Annotated in this window: 22 protein-coding genes and 1 pseudogene; 9 read left to right on the forward strand and 14 right to left on the reverse strand. The window is 57.4% G+C overall.

Annotated features, from left to right (window positions below; all coding sequences use genetic code 11):
• Nucleotides 1–2,183 (reverse strand): annotated as a pseudogene (locus tag FHT29_RS27315) (DUF5801 repeats-in-toxin domain-containing protein); the annotation flags it as partial.
• A gap of 410 nt (nt 2,184–2,593) precedes the next feature.
• On the opposite strand from FHT29_RS27315, the gene FHT29_RS27320 reads away from it, so the two are divergent.
• Nucleotides 2,594–3,631: a hypothetical protein gene (locus FHT29_RS27320; RefSeq protein ID WP_168600557.1), complete on the forward strand. Its 1,038-nt coding sequence runs from the start codon at nt 2,594–2,596 to the stop codon at nt 3,629–3,631.
• A gap of 342 nt (nt 3,632–3,973) precedes the next feature.
• Complete coding sequence (locus FHT29_RS27325) at nt 3,974–4,840, forward strand: transglutaminase-like cysteine peptidase (protein ID WP_246703149.1); 867 nt, start codon at nt 3,974–3,976, stop codon at nt 4,838–4,840.
• A gap of 59 nt (nt 4,841–4,899) precedes the next feature.
• Here the strand turns inward: FHT29_RS27325 and FHT29_RS27330 are convergent, their stop codons facing one another.
• From FHT29_RS27330 to FHT29_RS27345, 4 genes are read right to left on the reverse strand one after another with little or no spacing between them, the layout of a single operon-like run.
• Entirely contained in the window at nt 4,900–5,520 is a 621-nt protein-coding gene (locus FHT29_RS27330; RefSeq protein WP_234903929.1) for a ribbon-helix-helix domain-containing protein, read from the reverse strand.
• 41 nt (nt 5,521–5,561) lie between these two features.
• Entirely contained in the window at nt 5,562–6,863 is a 1,302-nt protein-coding gene (locus tag FHT29_RS27335) for an HlyD family type I secretion periplasmic adaptor subunit (RefSeq protein WP_168600559.1), read from the reverse strand.
• Nucleotides 6,863–9,016, reverse strand: a complete 2,154-nt coding sequence (locus FHT29_RS27340; protein WP_037198133.1) for a type I secretion system permease/ATPase — start codon at nt 9,014–9,016, stop codon at nt 6,863–6,865. Before FHT29_RS27340 ends, FHT29_RS27335 begins: the two co-directional genes overlap by 1 nt.
• A 29-nt stretch (nt 9,017–9,045) precedes the next feature.
• Nucleotides 9,046–10,461, reverse strand: a complete 1,416-nt coding sequence (locus tag FHT29_RS27345; RefSeq protein ID WP_092574556.1) for a TolC family outer membrane protein — start codon at nt 10,459–10,461, stop codon at nt 9,046–9,048.
• 955 nt (nt 10,462–11,416) lie between these two features.
• Here FHT29_RS27345 and FHT29_RS27350 point away from each other — a divergent pair.
• From FHT29_RS27350 to FHT29_RS27375, 5 genes are all read left to right on the forward strand, one after another.
• Complete coding sequence (locus FHT29_RS27350; RefSeq protein ID WP_168600560.1) at nt 11,417–12,052, forward strand: DUF1684 domain-containing protein; 636 nt, start codon at nt 11,417–11,419, stop codon at nt 12,050–12,052.
• Between the two features lie 24 nt (nt 12,053–12,076).
• Nucleotides 12,077–12,280 (forward strand): hypothetical protein, encoded by a 204-nt coding sequence (locus tag FHT29_RS27355; protein WP_168600561.1) that lies wholly within the window; start codon nt 12,077–12,079, stop codon nt 12,278–12,280.
• Nucleotides 12,281–12,640: 360 nt separating this feature from the next.
• Nucleotides 12,641–12,871 carry a DUF4167 domain-containing protein gene (locus FHT29_RS34725; protein WP_246703151.1) on the forward strand — a complete coding sequence of 77 codons (231 nt, stop codon included), beginning with the start codon at nt 12,641–12,643 and terminating at the stop codon, nt 12,869–12,871.
• A complete protein-coding gene (locus FHT29_RS27365) occupies nt 12,871–13,908 on the forward strand; it encodes a fatty acid desaturase (RefSeq protein WP_168600563.1) in 1,038 nt (345 codons plus the stop codon). Before FHT29_RS34725 ends, FHT29_RS27365 begins: the two co-directional genes overlap by 1 nt.
• Nucleotides 13,909–14,709: 801 nt before the next feature.
• Complete coding sequence (locus FHT29_RS27375) at nt 14,710–15,795, forward strand: PAS domain S-box protein (RefSeq protein WP_168600565.1); 1,086 nt, start codon at nt 14,710–14,712, stop codon at nt 15,793–15,795.
• A gap of 204 nt (nt 15,796–15,999) precedes the next feature.
• Here the strand turns inward: FHT29_RS27375 and FHT29_RS27380 are convergent, their stop codons facing one another.
• The 3 genes from FHT29_RS27380 to FHT29_RS27390 form a co-directional block, all read right to left on the reverse strand.
• Nucleotides 16,000–16,983: a lysylphosphatidylglycerol synthase transmembrane domain-containing protein gene (locus FHT29_RS27380; RefSeq protein WP_168600566.1), complete on the reverse strand. Its 984-nt coding sequence runs from the start codon at nt 16,981–16,983 to the stop codon at nt 16,000–16,002.
• A gap of 274 nt (nt 16,984–17,257) precedes the next feature.
• The gene (locus FHT29_RS27385; protein WP_168600567.1) at nt 17,258–18,142 is read right to left on the reverse strand and encodes an SDR family oxidoreductase; all 885 of its coding nucleotides are present in this window, start codon (nt 18,140–18,142) and stop codon (nt 17,258–17,260) included.
• A gap of 61 nt (nt 18,143–18,203) precedes the next feature.
• Nucleotides 18,204–18,755 carry a nitroreductase family protein gene (locus FHT29_RS27390; protein WP_168600568.1) on the reverse strand — a complete coding sequence of 184 codons (552 nt, stop codon included), beginning with the start codon at nt 18,753–18,755 and terminating at the stop codon, nt 18,204–18,206.
• Between the two features lie 173 nt (nt 18,756–18,928).
• On the opposite strand from FHT29_RS27390, the gene FHT29_RS27395 reads away from it, so the two are divergent.
• Together FHT29_RS27395 and FHT29_RS27400 are read left to right on the forward strand one after the other, a co-directional pair.
• A complete protein-coding gene (locus tag FHT29_RS27395; protein ID WP_348644899.1) occupies nt 18,929–20,497 on the forward strand; it encodes a PLP-dependent aminotransferase family protein in 1,569 nt (522 codons plus the stop codon).
• A 174-nt stretch (nt 20,498–20,671) separates the two neighbouring features.
• Nucleotides 20,672–20,908 carry a hypothetical protein gene (locus FHT29_RS27400; protein WP_037198109.1) on the forward strand — a complete coding sequence of 79 codons (237 nt, stop codon included), beginning with the start codon at nt 20,672–20,674 and terminating at the stop codon, nt 20,906–20,908.
• Between the two features lie 565 nt (nt 20,909–21,473).
• Here the strand turns inward: FHT29_RS27400 and FHT29_RS27405 are convergent.
• The 6 genes from FHT29_RS27405 to FHT29_RS27430 form a co-directional block, all read right to left on the reverse strand.
• Nucleotides 21,474–21,971 carry a GNAT family N-acetyltransferase gene (locus FHT29_RS27405; RefSeq protein ID WP_168600569.1) on the reverse strand — a complete coding sequence of 166 codons (498 nt, stop codon included), beginning with the start codon at nt 21,969–21,971 and terminating at the stop codon, nt 21,474–21,476.
• Entirely contained in the window at nt 21,968–22,264 is a 297-nt protein-coding gene (locus tag FHT29_RS27410; protein ID WP_037198104.1) for a DUF1778 domain-containing protein, read from the reverse strand. The genes FHT29_RS27405 and FHT29_RS27410 overlap by 4 nt, the downstream gene beginning before the upstream one ends.
• 306 nt (nt 22,265–22,570) lie before the next feature.
• Nucleotides 22,571–22,789 carry a DUF6500 family protein gene (locus FHT29_RS27415; RefSeq protein ID WP_037198180.1) on the reverse strand — a complete coding sequence of 73 codons (219 nt, stop codon included), beginning with the start codon at nt 22,787–22,789 and terminating at the stop codon, nt 22,571–22,573.
• Between the two features lie 261 nt (nt 22,790–23,050).
• The gene (locus FHT29_RS27420) at nt 23,051–23,596 is read right to left on the reverse strand and encodes a TetR/AcrR family transcriptional regulator (protein WP_245297505.1); all 546 of its coding nucleotides are present in this window, start codon (nt 23,594–23,596) and stop codon (nt 23,051–23,053) included.
• Between the two features lie 44 nt (nt 23,597–23,640).
• Nucleotides 23,641–24,177, reverse strand: a complete 537-nt coding sequence (locus FHT29_RS27425; protein WP_037198100.1) for a dihydrofolate reductase family protein — start codon at nt 24,175–24,177, stop codon at nt 23,641–23,643.
• A gap of 214 nt (nt 24,178–24,391) precedes the next feature.
• Nucleotides 24,392–25,105 (reverse strand): SDR family oxidoreductase, encoded by a 714-nt coding sequence (locus tag FHT29_RS27430; RefSeq protein ID WP_037198098.1) that lies wholly within the window; start codon nt 25,103–25,105, stop codon nt 24,392–24,394.
• Nucleotides 25,106–25,137 lie beyond the last annotated feature (32 nt).

Below are 25,137 nucleotides of genomic sequence, written 5' to 3' on the forward strand. Positions count from 1 at the left end.
AGCGAGCCGGTGGCGACGGCGTCGGTCCCGACATGCGGGTTCTCGTTGCCGCTTGCCAACGCGCCTTCCGTGACCGAGCCTGCATCGCCGGTTGCGGCGACAGGCTTGTCGTCGGCGACAGTGACAGTGAAGGTGTTCGTGGCGCTATCGCCGTCAGAATCCGTTGCTGTGTAACCGAAAGTCAGCTTGATGGCGTCCGAGCCCTTGGCGTCGTCGAGCGACTGCACGAGGGTGAAGTTGTAGTGGCCGTTGTCGGTGTCCGACACCGTCGCGTAGAAGACGACGTTGGATGCGGAGGTCGCCGTCGGGGCGGCCTCACCAGTGTAACCAACCAGAGTGCCGTCGGCCAGCAGCGCCGTATGGACGGCAAGACCATGCGAGCTCAGCGCTTCACCGTCCTGGCCCTGCGCCGCGACCGTTGCACTGGTGAAGGCAACCGAACGATCGCCGGCGCCCGACTGGTCGGTGTTGGCATTGTCGGCACCCCAGGAGATGTTGAGCGAGCCGGTGGCGACGGCGTCGGTCCCGACATGCGGGTTCTCGTTGCCGCTTGCCAACGCGCCTTCCGTGACCGAGCCTGCATCGCCGGTTGCCGCGACAGGCTTGTCGTCGGCGACAGTGACGGTGAAGGTGTTCGTGGCGCTATCGCCGTCAGAATCCGTTGCTGTGTAACCGAAAGTCAGCTTGATGGCGTCCGAGCCCTTGGCGTCGTCGAGCGACTGCACGAGGGTGAAGTTGTAGTGGCCGTTGTCGGTGTCCGACACCGTCGCGTAGAAGACGACGTTGGATGCGGAGGTCGCCGTCGGAGCGGCCTCGCCGGTGTAACCAACCAGAGTGCCGTCGGCCAGCAGCGCCGTATGGACGGCAAGACCATGCGAGCTCAGCGCTTCACCGTCCTGGCCCTGCGCCGCGACCGCTGCACTGGTGAAGGCAACCGAACGATCGCCGAGGCCTGCCTGGTTGCTATTTGAGCTGTCTGCGCCCCAGGAAATGTTAAGCGAGCCGGTGGCCGCCGCTGCGCCTGTGTCATGGCTTAGGGCTGCGTTGCCAGAAGCCAGGGCCGCCTCGGTGACCGAACCCGCAGTCCCTGCGGCCGCAACCGGCACGCTGTCTGTAATGTCGACACTCGCGACTGACGCAACGGTATGGCCGCTCGTGTCGGAGACCGTGTACCGGAATTGAAGCTGAAGCACATCGCTCGACGCATTGGCACCCCGGGGATGGTCCAGGGCAGCGAGCTGGGTAAAAGTATAGTCGCCGGTCGAAGCGTTGAATACCAGCGTGAAGACGGTGAGGCCATTGGCGACGCCGGTGACGGTCTGTCCGCTCTGGGTGACGACAACGGGAATGCCGCCGGAGGTTAGACCCGACAGCTGCTGCGTGCCGCTGCCGGTGATTTCTGCCTCTCCGACCAGCGTGACGGTCGTGATCGCGGCATTATTGCCGCCGAAGCCGAAGCGGCCGGTACTGCTGGTCGTAAGGAAGGCGCCAGTGCTGCTGCCGCTTTCGATCAGCGAAGCCGTTTCGGTCGCCTGCTGATCGATGAACGGAACACGAGTCTGGGTGCCGGACAGATTGGCGCCGTTACCGCCGCCGATTATGTCGCCGGGACCGAGAAGGCCAATCAGGTTAAGCGGCGTACGGGCATTCCCAGCCTGGCTGTCCGTGAACTGGTGGCCGGAATCCGTGCTATTGCCGGCGTGAACCGAACCGTCGGGACCTTCAGCAACGTTGATACCCTGCTGCTGCAGTGCGGCGACGACGGCCTGCTGCGGCAGTGTGACTTCACCGATCAGGAAGGTTGGAACGTGCAGCGCTCCATTGATAATGATAATGCGCGTACCGTCAGCCTGGACGAGAACAAGATTACGTCCCTCGACATGAATGTCGTCGATGGAGGTATTCGGCGGCAGATGGACCACATTGCCATTGTCGGGCACGATCTGGACCGGCTGACGAGCGACGGCGTTTTGTGGGTCGTTGGCGCTCAGGCGCCCCGTCTTGCCATTCGCCTGCTGCTCCTCGGTTTGTGCCACCTCGAACGCAGCGACATCAGCATTCTGCGACAACGGCAGCAAATGATCGGAGCTGATATCGGCTGCAACGCTCGCATCCCGGCCACCTGATGCGAAATCATGCGAAGCAGCTTCGTGGTCTACGGTCGAAATGCGCAAGTCGTCCATGGATCTGGTTCCCGGTGTTTCGTAATGTGCCGCAATCAATTACGGGAACCGGTTGATTGCAATACTTCGTTAACCTCGCTGATATAGCCGGTTATGCACCGTCGCAGAATTATTTTACCGATGGTTAACTCACCTAAAGAACACCTTGTTAAGTGTACTGCTTGACTTTACGTCAGCCGCGGTGTGCTAATGCGACGTTATAGGCTGTTGCAGTCTGACGTTGAGAATCGGGGGGAGTAGTTGTGCCGTTTGCGATCAGCCTTTCGTTAAGTTTTTTGTCCGAGTGGCTGCAGCGAAGACCGCATGGGCGACCAGCACGCAGTGCAACCTTCATCCTCTGTGCCGGCCTCGCCGGCTGTCAGATGGACGGCGTCGGATTGGAGAACAACGGCAAGAAGGACGAGATAAAAATGCCGTCCACTGCCATTGAAGAGACCTATGGCGGCGACAGCGGCGCGGAAATCACGCTATTGCTGCGCAAGGGTGCCGCCGGTCTCTATGAAGGTCCGGCCCGCGATGTTCGCGACGGGGCAGTGCTTGGCGTCGGTGAACTCGGCAACAATCAAGTTCGGCTGCGCGTTAAGAATGTCGGCCCGGGACTTGCCGGCGTTGTCGCACAGGTCACGGCGGCCAAGGGTCGGAATGCAGCCCTGATCGTCAGTTATCTGCCGCCGGCCGAGACGGCTTCCATCGCTGCCATTCCACCCGCCCAGCGTCCCCCATTGCTTAACCTTGCGAGTGCAGCAACCGGCGGAGACGTCTTCAATTTGGCCTCGGATGAAATCGACAGCGCGACGGAGGGCGTGAAGGCGGCAGCACCTGCAGGCCACAAAAAGGTTTCGGCGCTGGTGCCTGCTGATTTTTCCCAATCCGACGCTACGAGATTGGGCAACGCCCTCTGGAACAGTGGCAACACCTTCATGGGCCTTGGCCGTTACGGCGCAAGTGATCAGTCCGCCGATATCTTCACCAAGAATCGACCGCTCATTCAGTCGGCCGAAATCGTGGTCATTCTCGGCAACACCCCGGAAATCGGCGCGGTGGCAAGCGCCGCGCGCAGCGCAGCCATTCCCGGCCAGGCGCTGGTCGGTACCAACAACTGGCCGCAATCGGTCTATGCGACGCCGGCTGTGACCGGCGCCTTTATCGCGACGGACGACACGCAAAGCAGCGGGCTCATCGCCGAGCGCTACCAGCGCCATTTCAATCGCCCGCTGACGACCTACGGCTCCTATGGTTACGACGCCATGGCGATCGCCTCGGGCCTCATCCGTTCCCAGGGGCCGCAAGCCATCACCGCAGGCAATTTGAGGAACAAGGTCGGCTTCCGTGGCACGACCGGGCTCTTCCGCTTCAATGCCACCGGTCAGGTGGAGCGCAGAATGGTGATCAATTCGATCAACGATGGCAAGCTGAAGGTTTCCACACAACCCTCACAGTCGTTCTGAAGCAGACAGGCTTCATTGAGCATAATAGATACTGAGACCCGCTGTCACCATGACGGCAGAGCTGCGTTATCCACTCTTGCGTCAGGGTGGATCACTTCGTTACCCCTGTCGAGATCATGCTTAATGATTTTCCATTGCATTCCGTACAATTTTATACTTATTTGATCCCTTAATTTATACTTAATTTATCCATGTATTCGAACGTCATATTCAGGAATATCGCGCAATATTCTCTCAATCAGGGAGAGTTGAGCGCTAATGGCACGCAAGAACAGGAAAAATATACTTTCAGTACTTACCGCAGCTTCCTTTGCCTTCGGTCTTTCGTCACCGACCATTAGCATGGCAGCGACCGACGATACCGTCAGCCCTGTTGTCAAGCTTTTCCAGGACCCGCTGGTCGATACTGCCATCGATCTCTTCGCGCCAACCTTCAGAAACGCGGCAAAGGCCATCAGCGGCATCGACGCCGCGGCATTGAACAAGAGCCTCGCGGTTGCGCCGGGCGGCCTTCCGCACAATGACCGGACTGCGTCTGAGCCGGTACCTCCCACAAAGCCGAGCAACGCTCCTTTGGGCAACTCAGTGTTCGGCACCGTCGCCATTCCGTTCAAACATCTTGCCGCGCTTGACAATTTCGCCGGCCCGCTTGCCGAAATCCGGTCCGGCAAGTCGCTCGATTGCGCTGCAGGTGGATGCAATGCAGCCGAAAGCGCCATCGCTGAGGCTGAAACAAGGATTGCCGGCGCGTCGATCCGCGACAAGATTAATACCGTCAATTACACGGTTAACCATGCCATCCGCTACGCCAGCGACATGGACACCTATCATATGGCAGATTACTGGGCGAAACCAAGTGAAGCACTGTCGCATCAGCAGGGCGACTGCGAGGACTACGCTATCTTGAAGATGGCCGCACTCTATGAGGCTGGCGTCGATCTCGACCAAATGACACTGGTCGTCCTATTCGACCAGCAGCGGCATTTCTACCACGCCGTCCTGTCGGTCTCCGTCAGCGGTAATAATCTTATCCTCGACAACATGCGCGACGAGGTCTTGTCCGACAAACGGATTGCAGGATATCTGCCTCTCTATTCGATCGTTACCGGTCGCGGCTATCTGCACGGCTCGCGCGATCCTCGTGCACAAGGGGTTGTCGCCGCAGTGCCGCTCACCAAGGTGGTCCCCGGCGAAGGCGAGGTTCACTAGCCGAACACGCTTCCAGGCCTTCCGAAGCAAGCTTCGCGCATAACAAAGCGATGGCATTCTCAGTAGACGGAAAGATAGCCGATCAGCATCAACGCCTCGTGCGTCGGCGCCAACGCCAGACTGATCTGGCCCTTCAGCGATTGCGAACCGAAGCCGATCTTGAAGCCGGTGTTCACCGTCTTGCCACGATTGACCGATAGGATGGAAAGGACCTCTTGGATCTGGGTGTCAATCGACAGGCGTAGCGTGCGCGCCGTCTGCTGAACATCATCGATCAGCGGCAGGCGATGACGCAGCATCTTCAAGAAGGCATCGTTGAAGAGCTTGATCCCTCGCTCTTGCGTCAGTACCACTGCGGGTGTCGGCGACGCCTGAAGGACGGCGTTGAGATTGGTTAGCGATGCGATATCTTCGACGGCATTGAGGCGACTTAACGCCCATTTAAAGCTCAGCACCCGCAGTAAGGACGTGAGATTGCCAGTCTCTGGCATTTCTGCCGCCGTGTTGGAAACCAGGTCACCGATGCTGATGCCGCCGGCCTCCGACATTCGTCCGAGGCCATCCCAATAGATTCCCTCCAGTCGAATGCCACGACGCTCGCCGCCACCGGTTATGGCGCGGAAGCGTGGCTCCAGTTCATCACCGTCGACCGATGGAAGGGCTTCCTCCCGGACTATCATAGCAGCGTCTTCCTTCCCGCCTCCTTTGCGCATGACTGTCCTCACCGTTCCGTCAGCGCTTCGGAGCGCGCCTTGTTAATCGGCTTCATCAGATAGGCCAGGATCGTTTTGCGGCCGGTCATGATCTCGGCCGAAGCCACCATGCCTGGGATAATCGGATAGTGCTTGCCGTCGCGTTCCAGCGCCGATTTGTCGGTCTTGATGCGCACGAGGTAATAGGTTTCGTTCTTGTCCTTTTCGACAAGGCTATCGGCGGAGATGTTGACGACCTTACCGTCCAGAGCGCCGAAGATCGAGAAATCATAGGCCGAGATCTTGATGACCGCCGGCTGGCCGATGCGCACGAAAGCAACGTCGCGTGGCGAAATCTTCGCCTCGATCAACAGAATGTCGGCTGTCGGGACGACGCCGGCGATGACCTTGCCGGCGTCGACATATGCGCCGATCGTGTTGACCTCCAACGTATTGACGATGCCGTCGACCGGAGAACGGATATCCGTATGCTTGACCCGATCGGACGCCCCGCGGATTGTCTCGTCGACGACGGAAAGTTCCGACAGTGCTTGTCCCTTGTCGGTAAGGGCCTGCTGTCGTAACTGCAACCCTAGATCGGCGACCTGTAATGTCGCCTCATTTATGGCCGCATGCAGACGATCGAGACTTTCGACATAGACTTTAAGCTGCCCTTGCAGGTCGACAAGGTCTCGCTGGACCTTGAGGACCTCCGTTTGAGCAACGAGCTTTTTCTCACCGAGCGGCCTCAGCAGATCATATTGCTTTTGGGCGCCGACAATATTCTGCGTCAAGCGGTCTATGTTGGCGCGGGCTTCGTCCAGCTCGTTCTGATGTTGCTTCAGACGCTGATGGAGAACATCAAGCTTGTTCTTGTAGGAAGCGCGATCTGCCTCGAAGAGCTTTTCTTCGTTATCGCAGACGGTTTTTGCGGTAGCAAGAATATCGGCCGGGCAGACGAACTGTGCGTCGAAGGCACCCGCCTCCTCCAGGGCCAGGCGCTCTACTTTGGCGCCAAGCGAGCGAGCCTTGGCAACCGATTCGCCGAGTGTCGATGCCGTCGTTGTATTGTCGAGCTGGACCAGCATATCGCCCTTGTGGACGACCTGTCCGAGATTGACATTGATCTGTTGGACGATACCGGGCTCAGAGGATTGTATAATCTGCGTCTTCGATACCGGTATCACCTTCCCCTCGCCGCGCGCGATCTCGTCGATGTCGGCAAAGGCCGCCCAGGCAACGAAAGCGACGATCATCAAGGCACAGAGGCCAAGGATCAGACGGGCAAAGAATGGGGGATTGTCATGGATATTGCGGGGAGAGGCACGCATCATTGCACTGCCTTGCGCTGCATCGCCTCGATGACTGCATTTTTGGGCCCATCGGCGATGATGCGGCCCTTGTCGATGACGATCAGCCTGTCGACCAGCTCCAACATGCTATGACGATGGGTCGCAACTAGCAGCGTCGTTTGCGGGCCGAACGCATTGCTCAGCTTGCTGATAAGGTGGCGTTCGCTCGCTAAGTCCATCGCGCCCGACGGCTCATCCAGGAAGACGATCCTCGGGCGGGTCAGGAGCAGGCGCGCGATAGTCAATGCCTGCTTCTGGCCGTTCGACAGGTTTGCACCGCGCTCGCCAACAGGCATATCGAAACCGCGGGGGTGTACGGAGACGAACTCCTCAACGCCGGTCATTCGTGATACCGCCAGAAGCTCGTCATCGGTGGCATCGGCCCGGCCGAGCAGCAGGTTCTCCTTTACGGTGCCGGAGAACAGGTCCGACGACTGGCCAGCGACAGCGACGGCGGCACGCACCTCCGCCACATGATATTGGCGTATATCGACCCCATCGATCAGCACGCGGCCGCTGACCGGCTGAAAAAGACCGTCAAGGAGCCTGCCCAGGGTCGTCTTGCCCGAACCGATGCGGCCAATGATCCCGATCTTTTCGCCAGGTGCAACCGTGAAGGACAGCTGGTTGAGGACCGCCTGGTCAGAGCCCGGATATTGGAAGGAAACATTCTGGAAGCTGAATCCGCCGCTACTGATCTGCCGGTTGACAAAGCCGGCGGTCGACGGACGGTCATCAGGCTGCTCCATGATCTTGTCGAGAATGCGCAGCGACATGGTGGCCTGGCGGAAGCGCGCCAGCGTCATGGCGATCTGCCCGAAGGGCGCGCCGGCGCGACTCGCCAGCATGACGGTTGCAACGATCGCGCCCATGGCGATTTTTCCGTCGGCAAATTCATACGTACCCGCAATGACGATAAACACACTGACCATTTGTTGCAAAAACATCGTCATGTTCATGGCATTCGACGAGATGTGCTTAATATCCTCGCTGGTCCGGCTCGAATATTTCGTCAGCTCCTGCCAGCGGCGCAGCATCGTCGCCTCGGCGCGGAGGCTCTTCAATGTCTCGATCGTCGAAATCGTCTCCACAAGCAGCGACTGGCGGCGTGAGGCTTCGTTCGTTGCCGTTGCCATGCGCTTGCCAATTTGGGCCTGTGCCACGAGACCGATTGCCACCGAAAGGATGAAAGCAACGGCCGGAATGATCACGAGCCAGCCGGCGATCAAATAGATGACGACAAGGAAGATCACGACGAAGAGGCTATCGATCAACACCCCGATCGTGTTCGAGGTGAAGAACTCGCGCACGAATTCATATTGCGTTACGCGATTGGCATATTCTCCGGTCGACAGCGGGCGGGACGCCAGCGTCGAGTTGAGAATCTTGTCGAAGATCAACTGCGACAGCCGCAGATCCGCCTTGCGGCCTGCATAGTCGATCAGCGACGCTCGGGCTGTCTTCAGCAGAAAATCGAAAAGATAGGCCAATGAGATGCCGGCGGTCAGGACCCAGAGCGTTGGAAATGCCTTGTTCGGCAGGACCCGGTCATAGACATTCATGGTGAAAAGCGGCGATGCCAGTGCGATGACGTTGATGAACAGTGCCGCTAACATGACGCGGGCATAGGTGCGCCAATAAGGTACCAGCGCCGTTGCCAACCAGTGCCGTTTCTCGATCTCCATAGCGTGGCCGACGCGCGCATCGTCCGAAGAGTTCTGATAGTAGAGTGTGAAGGCGAATGCCGATCGCGGGTTGAGCGCCGTGAGTTCGTCCTGCGTCAGGCAGGTCACTGTCCCGACGAGGGGTGTGAGTTCAGTAATGTAAGAACCACTTTCGGTCGTTTCGAGCAACGGCAGAACACCGCCGTCAGCAAAGATGACGATGGCCGGACACTCGAAATTGCCCAGCCGACAATCTCGCTCCGTATGCTTCAGGACCTGCAGACCGACGCGCTCAGACAGCCGTTCGATATCGTCCAAATCCATGGCTTCCAGAATTTCATCCGGGACGCCCGAAAACAGCACAGTATCCGAGTTCGGACGACCGTAAAATGCAGCGACAGATTTAAATGCCGATTTGAACGTCAGCAGCGATACGCTCGCAGATACGCCAGGTGCTACGTTCAACATGACGTACTATCCAATGCGGATTGTAACAATTAACGAATCGGCTCGAGCAGATCCATCGGCAGGCCGGGCTTCTGGTGCGAGTCGTATTTGGGATATCCAGGATCGGCCGTATTCGACGAAACAGCGAACTGATCACGGGCATAAGGCGTCGCCTGATCGACCGGCTTCAGCTTCATCGTCGACAGCAGGCTGCCCGATGCGGCAAGGATCTTGTATTCTGCAAAGAGTGACGCCACTTCCGCTGTCTTGGCCAAAACCTCGGTGTTGAAGCGGGTGTTCTGGGCATCCAGTAGATCAAGCAGCGAGCGCTGACCGACCTTGAATTGCTCGCGATAGGACGTGACGAGCTGAGCGTTTGTCTTTTCCTGCCCATCCAGGATATGCGCCAGCTGACCTTGGTTGGTACGCTCGTTCCAAGCGGAGCGGACGGACTCGTCGACCTCGCGGTAGGTCTGGCTCAGCGCAAAACGCTGTTCGGAGGCGCGACGAACCAGCTCCTGTTGATGGGCCGTATCTATGCCACCATGATACAGGTTCCATTTGGCCACGACCCCCACCTGGACGTCGCTTGTGTTACCTTTGTTGCCGTCGACATCGTCACCAATACGGGCGCTGCCGACAAGGTCCAGCCGCGGCAGGAATGCGGACTTGGAACCGCGCACGTCGGCGTCCGCAGCATTGACATCAGCTTTGGCCGATGAGATCTGTGGATTGTTCTTTTGAGCGATGAAGACCGCGTCATCCAACGTCTTGGGCAGGTATCGCGCGACGGAAGCCGGGCGATCCGCATTGCTGATCGACTCGCCGACAACCTGGAGAAAACGGATCTTCGTCGCGTCGAGCTCCTTCTTTGCTTCCTGAAGGCGAGCATCAGCTGCCTGCAGGCGTTCACGGCCCTGAAGACGATCGGCGTCGGTGAGGGCCCCGCCCTTGATGCTATCCTCGATATTGCCGACCATCTGCTTGTGGAAGGCGACGTTCTTTGCAGCAGCCGCGACGATCTCCGTCTGCAGCAGATATTCAAGATAATCCTGAGTTACTTCCAGCGCCAAAGCTTCCGACCGCTGTTGGACGCGGAAGGATGCACCGTCGACACGGGCCGCCTGCTTGTCCTTCTGCGCCTTGCGGTCGCCGCCGTCAAATAAAGTCTGCGTAATAGTTAAGCTTACGTCAGCAGGATTCAGGTACTCATTGGTGCGCGACAAAGCTCCTGATGTGACATCCGACAGTCTCCTCCGACCATAACCGGACTCGAGATCGACAGACGGCAAGTAAAGCCCCCTTGCCTGACGTAATTGAAACTCGGTTGCTTCCCGATTCTGCGCCGCTTGCATGATTTGTGGATTGGTTTTCATTGTCTTTTCAATTGCCTGCTGCAATGTCATAGCGCCAGCAGAACCACTTGATAAAGAAGTCACGGCCATCGAAATCCCGATTGCCGCCATCAATCGCATCTTATAAGCCAAAACCACGCCCTTCCCCAAATTATACTTCAAAGATACATTTTATAAATCTTATTCACCTACAAGCGTAGACGACATCACATCTACTTGTAAAATAGATTTCGATGCAATCTCCTGAAACAGTTAATGTCGGGGAGTGCAAGCCTTGATGGCATCAATCTATTGACTATTTTTGGTTATTAACACTGTTAACGCAATGTGTCGCATGATCGCAACAATACTAATATTCAGCCATACAGAGAATGTACATGGTTTCTAGCCAGCGATACGCGCGAAAAATCAATTTAAAACGATCTTAAGACTGGAAATATTAGAAACCGCTCATCGGCGCGCGAATGCTCCCAGGAGTTGGGATGTTCTGACGATTGTTACTTCGGGTCTCTCGCATCACTCGCTGCATGGTACGGTTCTGCAACCAGACCGCAACCGCAGACCGTCTACAGAGGGCCGAGGCGGGTCGATAAAGGGTAAATGGCAGCGCCAATAGATTCTTCTTGAGCTAATTTAGGCTTGAGCGAAGGATCGCCATGGCTTTTCAAAGCTGCAAATTCATCGTCCGTGTACCGGCTCTGAAAAATGACCCCGTCAAGGTCCCCCGCAACAATTTGAAATTATTAGGAAAATCGGAACATCCATGGCGCGATGGGCGAGGCCGATATGACCGCTAAATTCCGCAAGAACAAAATATTTTTCAATGGCTTAAATCCGGTATCCACGGGGTCACCCTTGGATGCTTTTTCACAGCCGTGGCCATCGTCGTTGAAGATATGGCCGAACTCGCCTTCAATATGCCGGAAGATTTTTAGCTGTGGTCTGGTCCTTGCTGACATGCCGCCCCAAATACGCGTCGTAAGTAGCCACAACAAACCGGCAAATAAATAGTTACGCCGAGATGGTCGGGCGTGCGCTTCGATAAACGAGCGACGTAATTTCCGACATGGGAGGAAATGATTTGAACGAGACACTACAACTGTGGGAGTGGCGCGAGAAGATCGCAAATCTCTACTACGAGGTCCGTTCCAGCCCAGACGCGGCTGCTGCCTGGCGGCTTTGGTGTGACACACGTTCGACCATGTTTCGCGACCATCCTCAGTCGCCAATTGAATCGGCGGACCGCAAGACGTTCGAAGGGCCCACTATATTTCCTTATGATCCCTCGTTGCGCCTGACGGTTCAGCTCGTTCCGGTAACGCCGGAACGGATAACCGTCGCAACAGGAGACGACGGTGACCTCTCGATGTATACGTTCGCCCGTACGAGCGGGCTGGGGGCCAGATTGGGCGGAGAATTGACGCTTTACTGGATTGAGGGGTACGGCGGTGGCGTGTTCCTGCCGTTTGCCGACGCGACCTCCGGGACCGAGACCTATGGCGGTGGCCGATATCTCCTCGACACCATCAAGGGAGCGGATCTCGGAGTTGTCGGTCCAGACGGCACACTAGTGCTCGATTTCAACTTTTGCTATTTTCCTTCGTGTGCCTATTCGTCCCGCTATGTCTGCCCATTGGCGCCATCGGGCAATCGACTGAAAGGCGCAGTCAGAGCCGGGGAACGGCTTCCTATCTCGACATGATAGGTGTCAGGGCCAGGAGCCTGAATGTTCGTATTCGGCCATTCCGAGGTCGCGAAGGAAGCCGGTGATTTTGGTAAGGGACGAAATCCACACCCCCGAACGGACGCGATTGATTTTCCCCTGGTGATCGGCAAGCGCCAGGTCAATGTTCTTCCAACATGCATGGAGGAAACAATCCGCGCATGTCCAGACCGACTGACCTTGCCCCCAAGTTTTATCCATTTTTGAGTTCGCTCCAGCGGTTTTGGGTTGCTGTATTCAGAGCGGTAGCGGCGGGTTGCGGTGCGGAGCCATTCCGGCTGCGCAGCACCGCATCGCGTCGCGCATCATCGATCAGGTTCCGAAGCAATAGCCGTTCCTGGTTGCCTGCGGCATTTGCGAGCAACCATCTTCGGCCCCACACCTCTCACGCGGATAGCTGCCTAGCGTGACTTGAAACGGCTCACCTGGCGACTTATGTATAATACAGGGCCGCGACGTCGCGCCACAGGCGGCGATATCATTGGCGAAAGCCGGCATCAGTCGCTGTCAATCCTTCCCGATTTACGACCTTTGAGGAGCAAGCCTTATCGAGGCTTGAACTGTTACTTGAATTCACCACGCTATAATTCCCGCGGCCCAGGACATAAGCCGGCCCGCGCGGTTGCCGCTCCCGCAGCGCACACGATCTCCGGGGATCTCAAACGCCGATATGAGCAATATATGCTCCTGGCGCGCGAAAGCGCCCAGGCCGGCGACCGGATCGAGGCCGAGAACCTCTACCAGCACGCCGAACATTACTACCGCGTGGCTGCCGCGCAGAAGGCAGGTCGCGGATAATGAGCACACCGTTATTACCCCAGTCTGCCGACGGTTCGGACGAAAAAGCCTGGCTGAAAATCCTCGCGAAATACCGCACGCCGCATACAGGCCGCAGCACCTTCGAACTGCTGATAACTGCCGTTCCCTTCGTCGCCTTCTGGATGCTGACCTGGTTGGCAGTGCATTATGACTTCTGGTGGGGCCTGATCCTGATTGTTCCTGCCGCAGCATTTTTGCTGCGCCTGTTCATGATCCAGCACGATTGTGGCCATGGCTCCTTCTTCGCGCGCCGTCGCTTCGACGATTGGACGGGGCGTGTTCTTGGCGTCCTCACTCTCACCCCTTACGATTACTGGCGCAAGGCACATGCAGCGCATCATGCCTCCGCCGGCAATCTCGACGAGCGCGGCGTCGGCGACATAACCACGCTCACCGTGGGCGAATACAACGCACGCTCCCGATGGGGGCGGATTCGATATCGTCTCTATCGACATCCCTTGGTGATGTTCGGCATTGGACCCGCCTGGCTCTTCCTGTTCCAACAACGCCTGCCAGTCGGTATGATGCGCGACGGTGTCCTCCCCTGGATGTCGACCATGGCCACCAACGTCGCAGTGGCGGCGATCGCAGCCCTGATGATCTGGGCAATCGGCCTCTGGTCCTTTCTCCTCATCCACCTGCCGATCGTTCTGTTGGCTGCGGCTGTCGGGATCTGGCTCTTCTACGTGCAACATCAGTTCGAGGAGACGCACTGGTCGAAAGAACCGGAATGGCAGTTTCCGAAAGCTGCCTTGCATGGCGCCTCCCACTATGATCTCCCGCTCATCCTTCGCTGGTTAACCGGCAATATCGGCATTCACCATGTGCACCATCTCTCCAGCCGGATCCCCTATTATCGGCTGCCGGAAGTCTTGCGAAACCATCCGGAACTCGGCGACATCGGCAGGATCACGCTGTGGCAAAGCCTGCGCTGCGTGAAGCTGGTTCTATGGGACGACCGCAGTCGAAGGCTGGTTTCATTTCGCGAGGCTGCCAGGATCACAGGCGCGGGTTAGCGACCTGCTTTCAAGATCAATGGACATTGGTGAACGACTTGGTTCGCTGAAAACGCGAAAAGGTTATGGAGATCAGCTTCACCAACGGATGGCGCACAGTGTTCCCTGATGGCGGTCGCAACAGTCGTTGGGCCTCATGCGGTGGGTCGATGAACGGTTATGCAGGTCACAGGGCATCGATGGGCGATCTTTGTCGACACGCTGCCAAGAATGAATTGCGAAAGGCTGGAGAGACCTCTTGCGCCGCAAACGACGACGTGGGGTCTCATCCTCAACTTCCTGTTGGTCGGGAGCTTCGCTACCTTACCCTCGGCTTGATTCGAAAAATCCGCCTTCGCGCCAGACAACTGCTCAACAACAAAGCGGAGGTACAGAAGGCAGCTCATTCCTGACTGCTACTCGTTTTCAAGCGGTCCTCGTCGTAGCGAAAAGGTGCCATCCCAGCCCGGCTAACGCCAAGCCGACCACTCCAGCCGGCACCCGTTAAATATAGTGCACTTGCACGCGGATTAGATTGATCTCCATCAATGCTGGTTTTCGGCAAATAAAAAATATCTCTTTCAGTTTGTGATTGTTTTGTGCGTAGCAAGACATCTTAACGTGGTCGCTGCGGGGATCGTCAAACGCCGGGATTAACGAGCTACGCTTCAGAGCAAAATATAGTCGAACACAGGCTCAACGCCCTATCCCATAGCCGGGGCCTCGAGAGGTGCTCAAGGCTTTCAGGCTGACTTCCAATCGATAGTCATGTTCTCGTGCCCGCTTGGGATTTCGGGGATCCAGAAAACGAGACGGAGAATCATGGGCGAAAAAGACACCCTTGGAGCTACGGAACCGCAAGTTGAACCAGATGTCACAGAGAGCAGCCTGGCGACTACCGGGTCCGGCAGGGAAGCCGCTCAGTATTCGGAGCCGACCACACTCGTGGCAAGAGCTATATTCGAGCACGCGCCGGCCGCGATGCTCATGGTCGATCAGGCCGGGAAGATACGCCACGTCAACAGCGCTGCTGAACAATTGTTCGGTTACACGAAAGAGACGTTGGTTGGCGAGCCGATCGAGATACTGGTGCCAAGGGATATCAGACAGCGCCACGAACGGCTCAGAATGGATTTCATGTCACATGCCAGGTCGCGCCCAATGGCAGAAGGACGAAGGCTGACCGCGCGAAAGCGCGATGGCACCGACGTATTGGTCGACATTGCGCTAAGTCCGATTTCGCTAGAAACATCTGAAACCGCCGTCCTCGTTTCGATCTTAGAAAATCCCGCCCGTTCACGGGCGGAGGTTGCCGAGCTTTTCGTCAACGAACTGACGCATCGCGCCAGGAACATGTTCGCGATTATCGGGGCCATTTCTCGCCAGATCGCCAAAAACACTGTTTCTGTTGCCGATTTCCAGGCATCTTTGGAGCGACGTCTTCGTTGCCTGTCTATATCATATCAGGTTTTCGAGAAGGAGAAGTGGAAGGCGGCCCTGATAAACGACCTCGTTCGATCTCAAATTTCATTCGTGGTAAGACAGGATACGCCTCAAATAGAGATTGCCGGCCCGGATGTCCGGCTGCAACCGGCGCCGGCTGAATATCTCGCATTGGCAATCCATGAACTTGCGACAAATGCGGTCAAACATGGAGCGCTTACTGTGCCGACCGGGAAGGTCTATATCCATTGGTCAGTGGACGAAGCGGCAGAGCTTTTTCAGTTCCATTGGGCCGAGCGCAACGGGCCGCCGGTCGCTCCGTCGGAGCGGCAGGGCTTCGGCTCCGTCATTCTCAAATCGATCGTTCCCGCAGCTTGCGGTGGGACTGCGGATCTCGCCTTCACTCCGATCGGCATGTCCTGGAACCTGAATGCCCCATCTTCTATTCTCTCTCACCCCGAATGAAGCACTTAAGTTGAGCTGGCCTCCGCATTCGGTTATTTATGCGATCAGGCATGGCGCTATTTCTTTCGATCGCGCAGCTCGGGCTCCACCGGATAACATATGCAGCAGCCGGAACGCCCACTCACTGAACGCGAAGTTGCGTTGCTGCATACCGCCGTCGAACGTCTTCGTTGATAGACGCTTTTAATGATTTGTTCCTGGGCTTTAGCCAATGGTCTGGACATGCGGTTCAGACGCCAACTTTGCCTCGTGTCGCATGAACCACAGGCCCGGCAGCATCGGGAGCCAGAGCGTGAAGCCGCGCAGGACCAGCGTGGCGGCGAGGCTAGCTTCGACCGTGCCGCCGAGAAAATGCAGCATTGCCGTGCAAGTCGCCTCAAAGGTTCCCAGCCCCATCGGCACAGGCGAGAGGGTTGATACGACCGAGCCCATCATGAAACTGATAAAGACTTTTGGCGGCTCGATGGAAAGACTGACCGCTTTCGCCGCACACCAGAGGGTGGCCGCATCGAGCAGGAATATCGCGGTCTGCAATGCGATGGTTTCGAAGATTAGGCGACCGTCGTAGAAAATGTCGGCGCGTATATTGACGAACATTGCCACCATCCGCGCCACCGGCTTCCATCCCAGCGCAGCCTTAGGGATGAAGCGGCCGCGCGATCGCGTCAACGCGATCACCGCGCCAGCCAACAGGATGATGACGCCGAGGAATATGGCGGAGATCGACATCAAGGCACGGCTGAGGTCGGCCATGTTCCACAGCAGCACAAAGGCGAGCAAACCGACGAGCAGATAGGCCGCGTAGTAGGAAAGCGCCGCAACCAGCAGGGCAGTAACGGCGACTGAGGATGCCACGCCACGATGGATCAGGCCACGAACGACGATAATGCTGCCGCTGAGGCCGCCTGTGGGTATCGCCTGATTGGCGAAAAGTTCGAGCAGCGCTAGTCTCAAGAGGCTTGGCATCCCGATAACAGATCCGGCGCGTTTGAGAACCCGCGCCCAAACGGCTGCGGCAGAGATGTAGGTCAGGACCTGACACAGGGCGGCGGCAACAAGCCAGATCGGGTCGGCGGCCATCAGCGTGGTTGTGAAGGCCCTGAAGTCGCTGAAATGAAGAACAAAGAGGATGAGCCCGCCCAGCGCCAGAAAACCGAGCCCCCAGCCGGTGAGGACGCCGAATTTCATACTTGCTCCGGGCGTCGCAGCCTTCAAAAGCTCGGCGGGTAATGAATCTTCCTTGATCGTCGATAATGACGCTTCCGCGCCTTTCGTGTCATCCATCCGATAAACCACCAACAAAGACACAGGCTCCATCTCGTGGGAGGCTGCCGTCATCCTTAAATTCATGGACGTTTATAAAAGCCGTCCAAAGAACCCCGGATCGGATTTGCTCTGATAAACCGGCAAGCAGCATCCGTAAGATCGAGAAACTCGCAGTCCGCTGCCACCTTCATCGGTTTCATCCTTTTGGGGTTGATGGTGCCCGGAATACGAATTTCCCGCGTAAACCATCATGCGAATGATGGAGATCCAACGTGCCGGCAGGCGCCTCACGGAGCGACGGCGGTACGTTCGTGAGGCCTTTGGCTGGCGTCACGCCGCCGTCGGCCAACCACAGTGCACCGGTGACGTAGCTTGCCTCTTCGGATACCAGAAAGGCGAAGATGTTCGCCATTTCTTCCGGCGTACCGCGGCGGCCGAGCGGTATTCCCATGCCGATCCCCTCCTGCGCAGTAAGCGGGATCGGGCTATCGGCACCGCGCGTCCAGGCAGTATCGATCGCGCCCGGGCAGACGCAATTGGCACGCACGCCGTAAGCCGCCTGTTCGAGCGCCACCCCCTTCGCAAAGGCATGCAGAAACCCCTTGCTGCCGCCATAGGGCGTGAAGTTCGGCGAACCGTTGAACCCCGCCTCGGAGCCGGTGAAGACGATGTTGCCGCGCGTCTTCTGCAGATGCGGCAGCGCGAACTTGGTTATCAGGAAGGCGGTACGGATGTTGTTTTTGTAGGTTCGGTCGAAATCCTCGATCCGATAGGCGTCGGTCTCGGCATTGGCAATGAAGACCCCGGCATTGTTGATGAGGATATCGAGCCGGCCATAGGTCTCAACGGCGAGAGCGACGCAAGCCGCCGCCTCGTCGGTTTCGGAAAGGTCGCCGAGATAGCTGACGGCCGAGCCGCCGTGTCCGACGATCGCCGCGGCGACGTCTTCCACCGGATCGCCCGGCAGGCCGGCGATGAAGAGTTTTGCGCCCTCGTGCGCGAACTTATGGCAAATGGCTTCGCCGATGCCCGTTCCGCCGCCGGTGACGATGGCAATCTTGTCCTTCAGGCGCATGGGCATGTCCCTTCCTGCTATTGCGACGATCGAACGCCCATCGTACCGATGGAGCGCAGGTTTGGTATCAATCCAGCCAGCGCACGTGTGCGGGACTGCGTGGCACCGGAGGCACAGGCGCGGCCGGATGGCCGACGATGATGGGCGCAACGGGCACGAAAGCCTCCGGCACCCCGATAGCTCTCTGGCCCTCCTCCGTCTCCAGCCAGCGCTGGGCAAAGCCGATCCAGCAGGAGCCGAGACCCTGGGCATAGGCCGCCAGCATCAGGTTTTCTGCCGCGAGTGCTGCATCTTCTACAGCCCAGTCGCGACTTCCGGCGGAAATGACGATCAGCGCCGGGGCCTGATAGAAGATATGAAACCCGGGATCTTCGAGGTGCTGGCGCAGATGGGACGGAATAGCGTCCCTTTTCTTCAGCGCATGAGCCTTGGCCGCGACCGAAATCCGGTCGAGCAGCGGCTTGTTGCGGACGACTGTAAAATCCCACGGCTGCTCGTTGATGGCGCTTGGCGCCTGGATAGCAGCTTCAACTAGTCGTTCGAGCACCGGCCTGTCGACCGGTTCCGCCGTGAAGGCTCGTGTGGCGCGCCGGCCAAAGATCGCTTCCATCAGTTCCATCGGGGTCGCTCCTACTGTTTGCCCATGGATCGCAGAGCTTGATGAGGACAGCATTGATTTGAGTCATCTTGGAACGAGCGCCCCAGACAACAGGCCGAGCCTTGTCGCGTGGATCCAGGCGGCCACCATGGGCGAACTTGTCGCCCCCAGCTTTCCATAGATTTACCGCTGAGGTGAAGGGATCTTGTCGATCGTGGAGCGACAGTATTGGGTACAAACGGGTCCGGAAACGCTTCAGAGCTTTGCTTGGGATCTGCCGCCGCCTGCGACATTTCGCGCGAGTTCCCGAATTAGGCTTCATTTTCGAATGTATGGATGGTATGCGAAATGTATGGATATACAGCCATACAATATCGGTTAGGTTTATGTGGAAAGCGCGAATTGTCGGCGGTGGCCGAATGAAATATATCGGCTTGGCGGATGCTCTGGAACAGGACATCCAGGCTGGTATCATTGCTGCGGGTGACCGGTTGCCACCGCAGCGATCCATTGCCGAAGCGCTTGGCGTCGACCTGACAACGGTGACCCGGGCCTTCAATGAAGCGCACCGCCGCGGGCTTATTGAAGCGCAAATCGGCAGGGGTACCTTCGTGAGGGACTATTCGAGCGAGCGTACCTCGAAGGCTCGCCCCGCGGCACTCGATCTCAGCATGAACATTCCATGCCAGCCGGAGGGCGTCGATTTTCGGCAGTTGATGCCCAAAGGGGTTGCTGCGGTGCTCGCGAACGGCAAGGGGCTGCTGAACTTGCACTATCAGGATAGCGCTGGTGCAGAGCCGGATAGGCAAGCGGCGACCCGATGGCTCAAGCAACGTATCGAGAACGCCGATTTCGATCGTATCGTTGTTGCGGCTGGCGCCCAGAGTGCACTTTTTTCCATTTGCGAGCTTTTGCTGTCTCGAGGTGACGTCATCGCCGCCGGCGAATTTACCTATCCCGGTTTGAAGGCTGTCGCAGCTCAAATGCGCTTGGTAATCGATCCAATCGCAATGGATGGCGAGGGACTGCTACCTGAGGATTTCGAGCGCAGTTGCCGGACCAGGCCGCCAAAGTTTCTGTATGTGATTCCCAATATCGACAACCCGACGGCCGCGACGATGCCCGAACCGCGACGTGCGGCTATTGTGGAAATTGCGCGCCGCTGCGGCGTGATGATCGTGGAGGATGATCCTTACGGTCCGCTGCTTGAGGGGCCGAGCCGCACCTTTGCGGATCTCATGCCGGAGGCGACCTGGCATATTTCGACACTTTCCAAGTGTGCGACACCGGCGTTGCGGGTTGCCTACGTCCTCGTGCCCAAGGCAGCACACGCCCTGCAACTCGCATCTGTTACCAGAGCCATGATATTGATGGCGCCTCCGCTCATGTCAGCACTCGCAAGCAGTTGGATAATAGATGGAACACTGGCGGAAGTGACCGCGGCCATCAGACGCGAAACGCTGACAAGGCAGATACTCGCATCGTCGCTGCTCAGCGCCTTCGATCGCTCCGCTAACATGTTTGGCCACCACCTCTGGCTTCGGTTGCCCAGCGGCCAGCGCGCTGACGACCTGGTTGAGGCTGCGGTACGCGCGGGCCTGCTCATCGTTCCAAGCTCTGCCTTTGCGGTCGGGAAGTGTACGACGGAAGCGGTGCGAATTTCCCTCGGCGTCGCGTCCGACCGCAGTGAGCTCGAGGACGGATTGAACCAACTTGCCGGTCTTGTCACCCAGCCGGCACTGCTTGCTCGGGTGATCGTCTAAACAACCTATCCGGAAACATGGGGCAAGCTGACTTATGCCGCGTGATGGGAGGGTTATGATCGACGTTAGATTCAACGATGGTTTGAACAAAATAACAAAGCTGCTGAAGCAGCAGTTTTGCGGTCGTGCTCCTCACGATAGATAGTGTCAAATAATAGCCTGGAAATATTCAAAATGATGGATTGGTTCCCTATAGTCTTCATTGCGTTCAAGGTTCTCGTGTTAGGCACGGGCATGTTCTTCGCCATCAAGTGGCATCACGATCAAGGGACCTCGTCCAACCCGACTGACATTATCAAAGTCACGTTGGAGTGCGCTTGCTATATCCTGGTGGTGGTGATCGTGTTGGCGCTGATCTACGGCTTACTAGACTATCTCGATTTCCTTCCTGCCGGTTTAAACTTTAATTGAAACGGAAGCAGAAGCTCGGAACCAACGTCATCAATCTCGACCTTTGCCTCTTTCGCAGGGTGAGGTCGACGGCATCTATGACGCGGCAAACATGCCATTGAAGATGTCGCCCGGCTCTGCGTAGTAGCGATCGGCCGCCAGGTTTTAACCTACTCAAGTTCGCACCAAGCGGCTTGCATGTATGCAACGCCTTGATGGGATGCGAACCAACGACCCGGTATTGGTTTATCCTAAGATAGTGAACTCGCTCGGATTTTATCGACACAAGGTCTGGACAGCTGCGAGCCTCGGATTAAGAGCTGCCAATGCGATACGCCGGCCCTTCAACAACCTTTCAGGCGCACGTCGGCTCTTTCGTATTTAAATCACTGCAGTCGCTGACATACAGTCCGAAAGACAAGCTTTGAACGCCCGCGGCCCGAATTCGTTCTCCATCTCGCAGCGCTTCCTTCGCCGGCTAATTGCGGCACATGTGCTGTTCAACCTGCTCCTTCCGCACGGAATGAACGCCACGCCGAACGATAGCGCTTAGCTTCTGCTGAAAACGAACGCTCGATGACACCGTCTACGCGCTCAGCGCGTTGCTGAGATCTTTCAATCCAATCATCAGCATCATCGGGTCGGACAGAGATGGCAGAAATCCAACAGCCTCATAGAAGGCACGTGCGTCATCGGAAATCGCATGCACCAGCACGCCACGGATACCGAGTATTTCGGCGGCATTGAGCAGGCGCAGACCGGCATCACGCACCAACGCCCGACCGATACCGCGGCCCTGATAGGTCCGGTCGATAGCCAGTCGACCAGGTACAGCGACTGGGATCGGATCTGGCATGTTTCGCTTAAAGCGGCCTGGTGCTTCTAGTATCCTCACCGCGCCGAAGGCGAGAGCGTAATAGGCAACTACACGATTTCGCTCGCAGACCACGAAAGTACGAGACGCACCGCCCGCCTGATTGGCTCGCGCTCGTCGACGCAGCCAATCATCCAGTTCTGGAACGCCGGAATCAAACTCGACAAGCTCATGATGCTCGGCCAAAGGAGCAGGGGAAGTGAGGGTCACACCTCATCCCATGGAGCTTTGGTCGACATTGTGCGTTTCAGACGCTCATTCGACTGCGCGGGCGCATCGAGCCGGGCAAGGTATTCGGCATACACCTCGGGGCTTACCGTGATGACGGTACGGTCAAGCAGCACTTCCTCGGCGCGGCGTTCCGAGGCCTCCAGCATGAAATCTGTGCGTGTCTTGCCAAGCAGTTCAGTTGCACGGTCGATAAGATTGCGCGTCGCGGGTTTGATATGGATATTCAGTGGAACGCTTGCGTCCACTTTTTTGCTCGTATGTGACGTCGGCATGGGTAACTCAAATGCGATATTGCTATATAACGTAACGATGGTGTCGTTACGGAGCTGTATGCTGACACGTTACACTGGTAACTGCTCTCGAAAGGATGCGAACCGCTGGCCCCGTTATTACAAAATCCATCTCTTTCAAATTCTCCAGAAGCGGATACCGGCTCGGCCTTGGCGAAATGACCGATCTGGGGCCGGGAGCCGAGGATGAAAAAGGGGCCATAAAGCCTAGGGTAGCCTCAATGACTGCTTCCGACCCCATTGCAGGTGTTTAACGCAGACAGGCACGATCCTGAAAGCGGTCGTCACCTACTGCCCAGATCTAATCATCTCACGAATTTTAGTCGCCTTCTCGAAATGATCGAGAGCATGGGTTTTGATCCACCACTCGGCGGCTTCCATAAGGAGGTCGGGGTCGTCGTTCTTGTTTGCAAAGAATGCATAGAATGACAGGCCAACGCCTTCACCCTTTTTTGCGATTTTGTCGTCGCAGACTGAAATGGCTTTCGCCCTTAGGGTTAGTCTCATGGTGTGCCTCATACTTCGCAACTCACCTTCGAGCTACCATGCCTTTCTCGCTACGGAAATACTGAGACCCGTGGACAGATCGAATTGCGAGAGCAATGCCTGCTCTCGACCCCATTGCGGTCGTTCGTGGCATTTGCGACACCCCTTAAAATCAGTCACCTCGATACAATGGAAAGGTCTGTGGTCTGCGCGCTTTTCGCTAGATAGATCGCCTTCTTTCTGTGCACGCAAAGGGACACCTTAAATGCTGAAAAACTTGATCTACACGCTCGGGTGATCGGAAGAACGCCTGAACGCCTCCAGTAGCTCGTCAAGTCCGCTTTCAAAATCATCCAGCATTGCTCCCCTTGGGGGCCGCCCTATGCTTCCATCCTGGGTAGCCACAGCCAAGGCGGCACCATGAGTGTAGTCAACAAGGATATGCGTCCAACGCAACGAGCGCTGTGAGGAGTGATTGCCTTCGCTCAAGAAGATCATCAACTCACGGGTTATCCTCATGGCGTGATCGGGGAAAACGGCTGGCCGGGCAAAGATCGCCAAGGTCAGAGCGGGATAGAGCACCACCTTGGCGTAGTAGGCTGTGAGGAGACTGCGGGCGCGTGCGTGTGCATCGCCCGTTTCAGGTGCCGCGACGTCCGCATATACCCACTCCGCTAGCGACTTGATCAGCCCATCCCGATCCTTGAAGTGGTGATAGATCGTCATGGGATTGATGCCCACACGTGTTGCCAAAGCGCGCATGCTCAAGCCGTCGAGGCCGTCGGCATTGAGGATGCTCAAAGCCTCGGAAAGAATGCTCTCCGGCAAAACGGCCTTTCCGCCGGCTGGTGGCCGACCTCGCCCCCTCGCTGTCATAGCAAGACTTCATAATGAGATTGGACCAATCCGGAAGGGAAAGACCTTGTGCCCTTGTGCGCAAGCGCCACATCCCGCTGACCGCCGCCAAAAAGAGGGCGGCCAGCACCGAGCAAGATTGGCACCCTCGTGATCACCATGTCGCTGATCATGTCGAGCGCGAGGAAAGATTGAATGATGCGTCCCCCATCCACATAGGCATGTCGTGCTCCCTCGTATTGAAGCGTCGCCATCGCTTGTTCAGGTGACTCTGCCGAAAAGCGCACTTTTCCTTCGAGCTCGGAGGGCACTGCCTGTCGTGCAAGCTGCGCCGACAAAACCAGGACCGGACGGGTATAGAACCAGTCTCCCATGCCTCGGACCGCCTCATAAGTGCCTCGCCCCATTACGATAACGTCGATATCGCTTATGAAATCGTTATACCCATGATCCTCGCCAGTTTGGTCGTGCTTTAGCAACCAATCGATGTCGCCACTTTCGCGGGCGATAAATCCATCAAGGCTTGTTGCGATAAATACGTGTCCGGTGACCATCGTCGCCTCCATAATTATACATCGTATAAATAATGGACCTCTGACCAATGTCAACGCGCTCGACGGTCCACTCTTGCCCGTACCGCCCGGAAAGCTGACCGACGGCTAACCACCCCCGACAACGACATCGCTATGACCTAAATAGAATGGCTCTCCTGGGATAACTCGAAACGCGGGCTGGTCCAGATGAGGCGCTGGACCGATTGCTGCTGCCCTACAGTGAAGACCTACCGATCGACGCCCCGCCATCGACATGCAGCGTCTGCCCAGTGATGAACGCGGCGTCGTCCGACAGCAGAAATTCAATCGCCGCGGCGAGCTCGTCAGGTTGGCCGAACCGCCCCATGGGAACACCGGATAGGTATCGCGCCTCACCTTCGCTGCCGATCGGATTGTTCGCCCGAAACAGTTCCGTTTCGGTCGGCCCGGGCGAGACGGCGTTGACCGTGATGCCGGTCTGGGCGAGTTCAAGCGCCCAGCTTCGCGTAAAGCTGACGAGTGCGGCCTTGGCAGCGGCATAGCTTGTCCGCTGTACGCTGCCGAGAACGGTGAGACTGGAAATATTGACGATGCGGCCCCAGCCGCGTGTGCGCATGCCGGGCAATGCGGACTGTATGGACATAAGAGCAGGATGCAGATTGACGCGCATCACCTCTTCAAGGGTTTCAATGGCGATGTCGCCAAGCGGAGCGGCCCTGACCAGCCCGACATTGTTGACCACGCCATCGACGTTGCTTTCCTTGACGATCCTGGCCAGTTCGCCGTTGGCACTGCGCTCGGAAAGATCGAGAGTATGCAGCGGGCCAGGAAAGGCGTCTGTCGGGTTGCGGGCAATGCCGATGACGGTGTGGCCACGGGTGGCAAGACGATGGGCCAGGGCGAGACCGATGCCCTTGCTGGCGCCGGTGATCAGAAAGGTTCTCTTCATCGGGAAAATCCTCTGACCCTGCCTCAAGGAAG

Source organism: Rhizobium sp. SG741 (genome assembly GCF_012275435.1).
GTDB lineage: Bacteria > Pseudomonadota > Alphaproteobacteria > Rhizobiales > Rhizobiaceae > Rhizobium > Rhizobium lusitanum.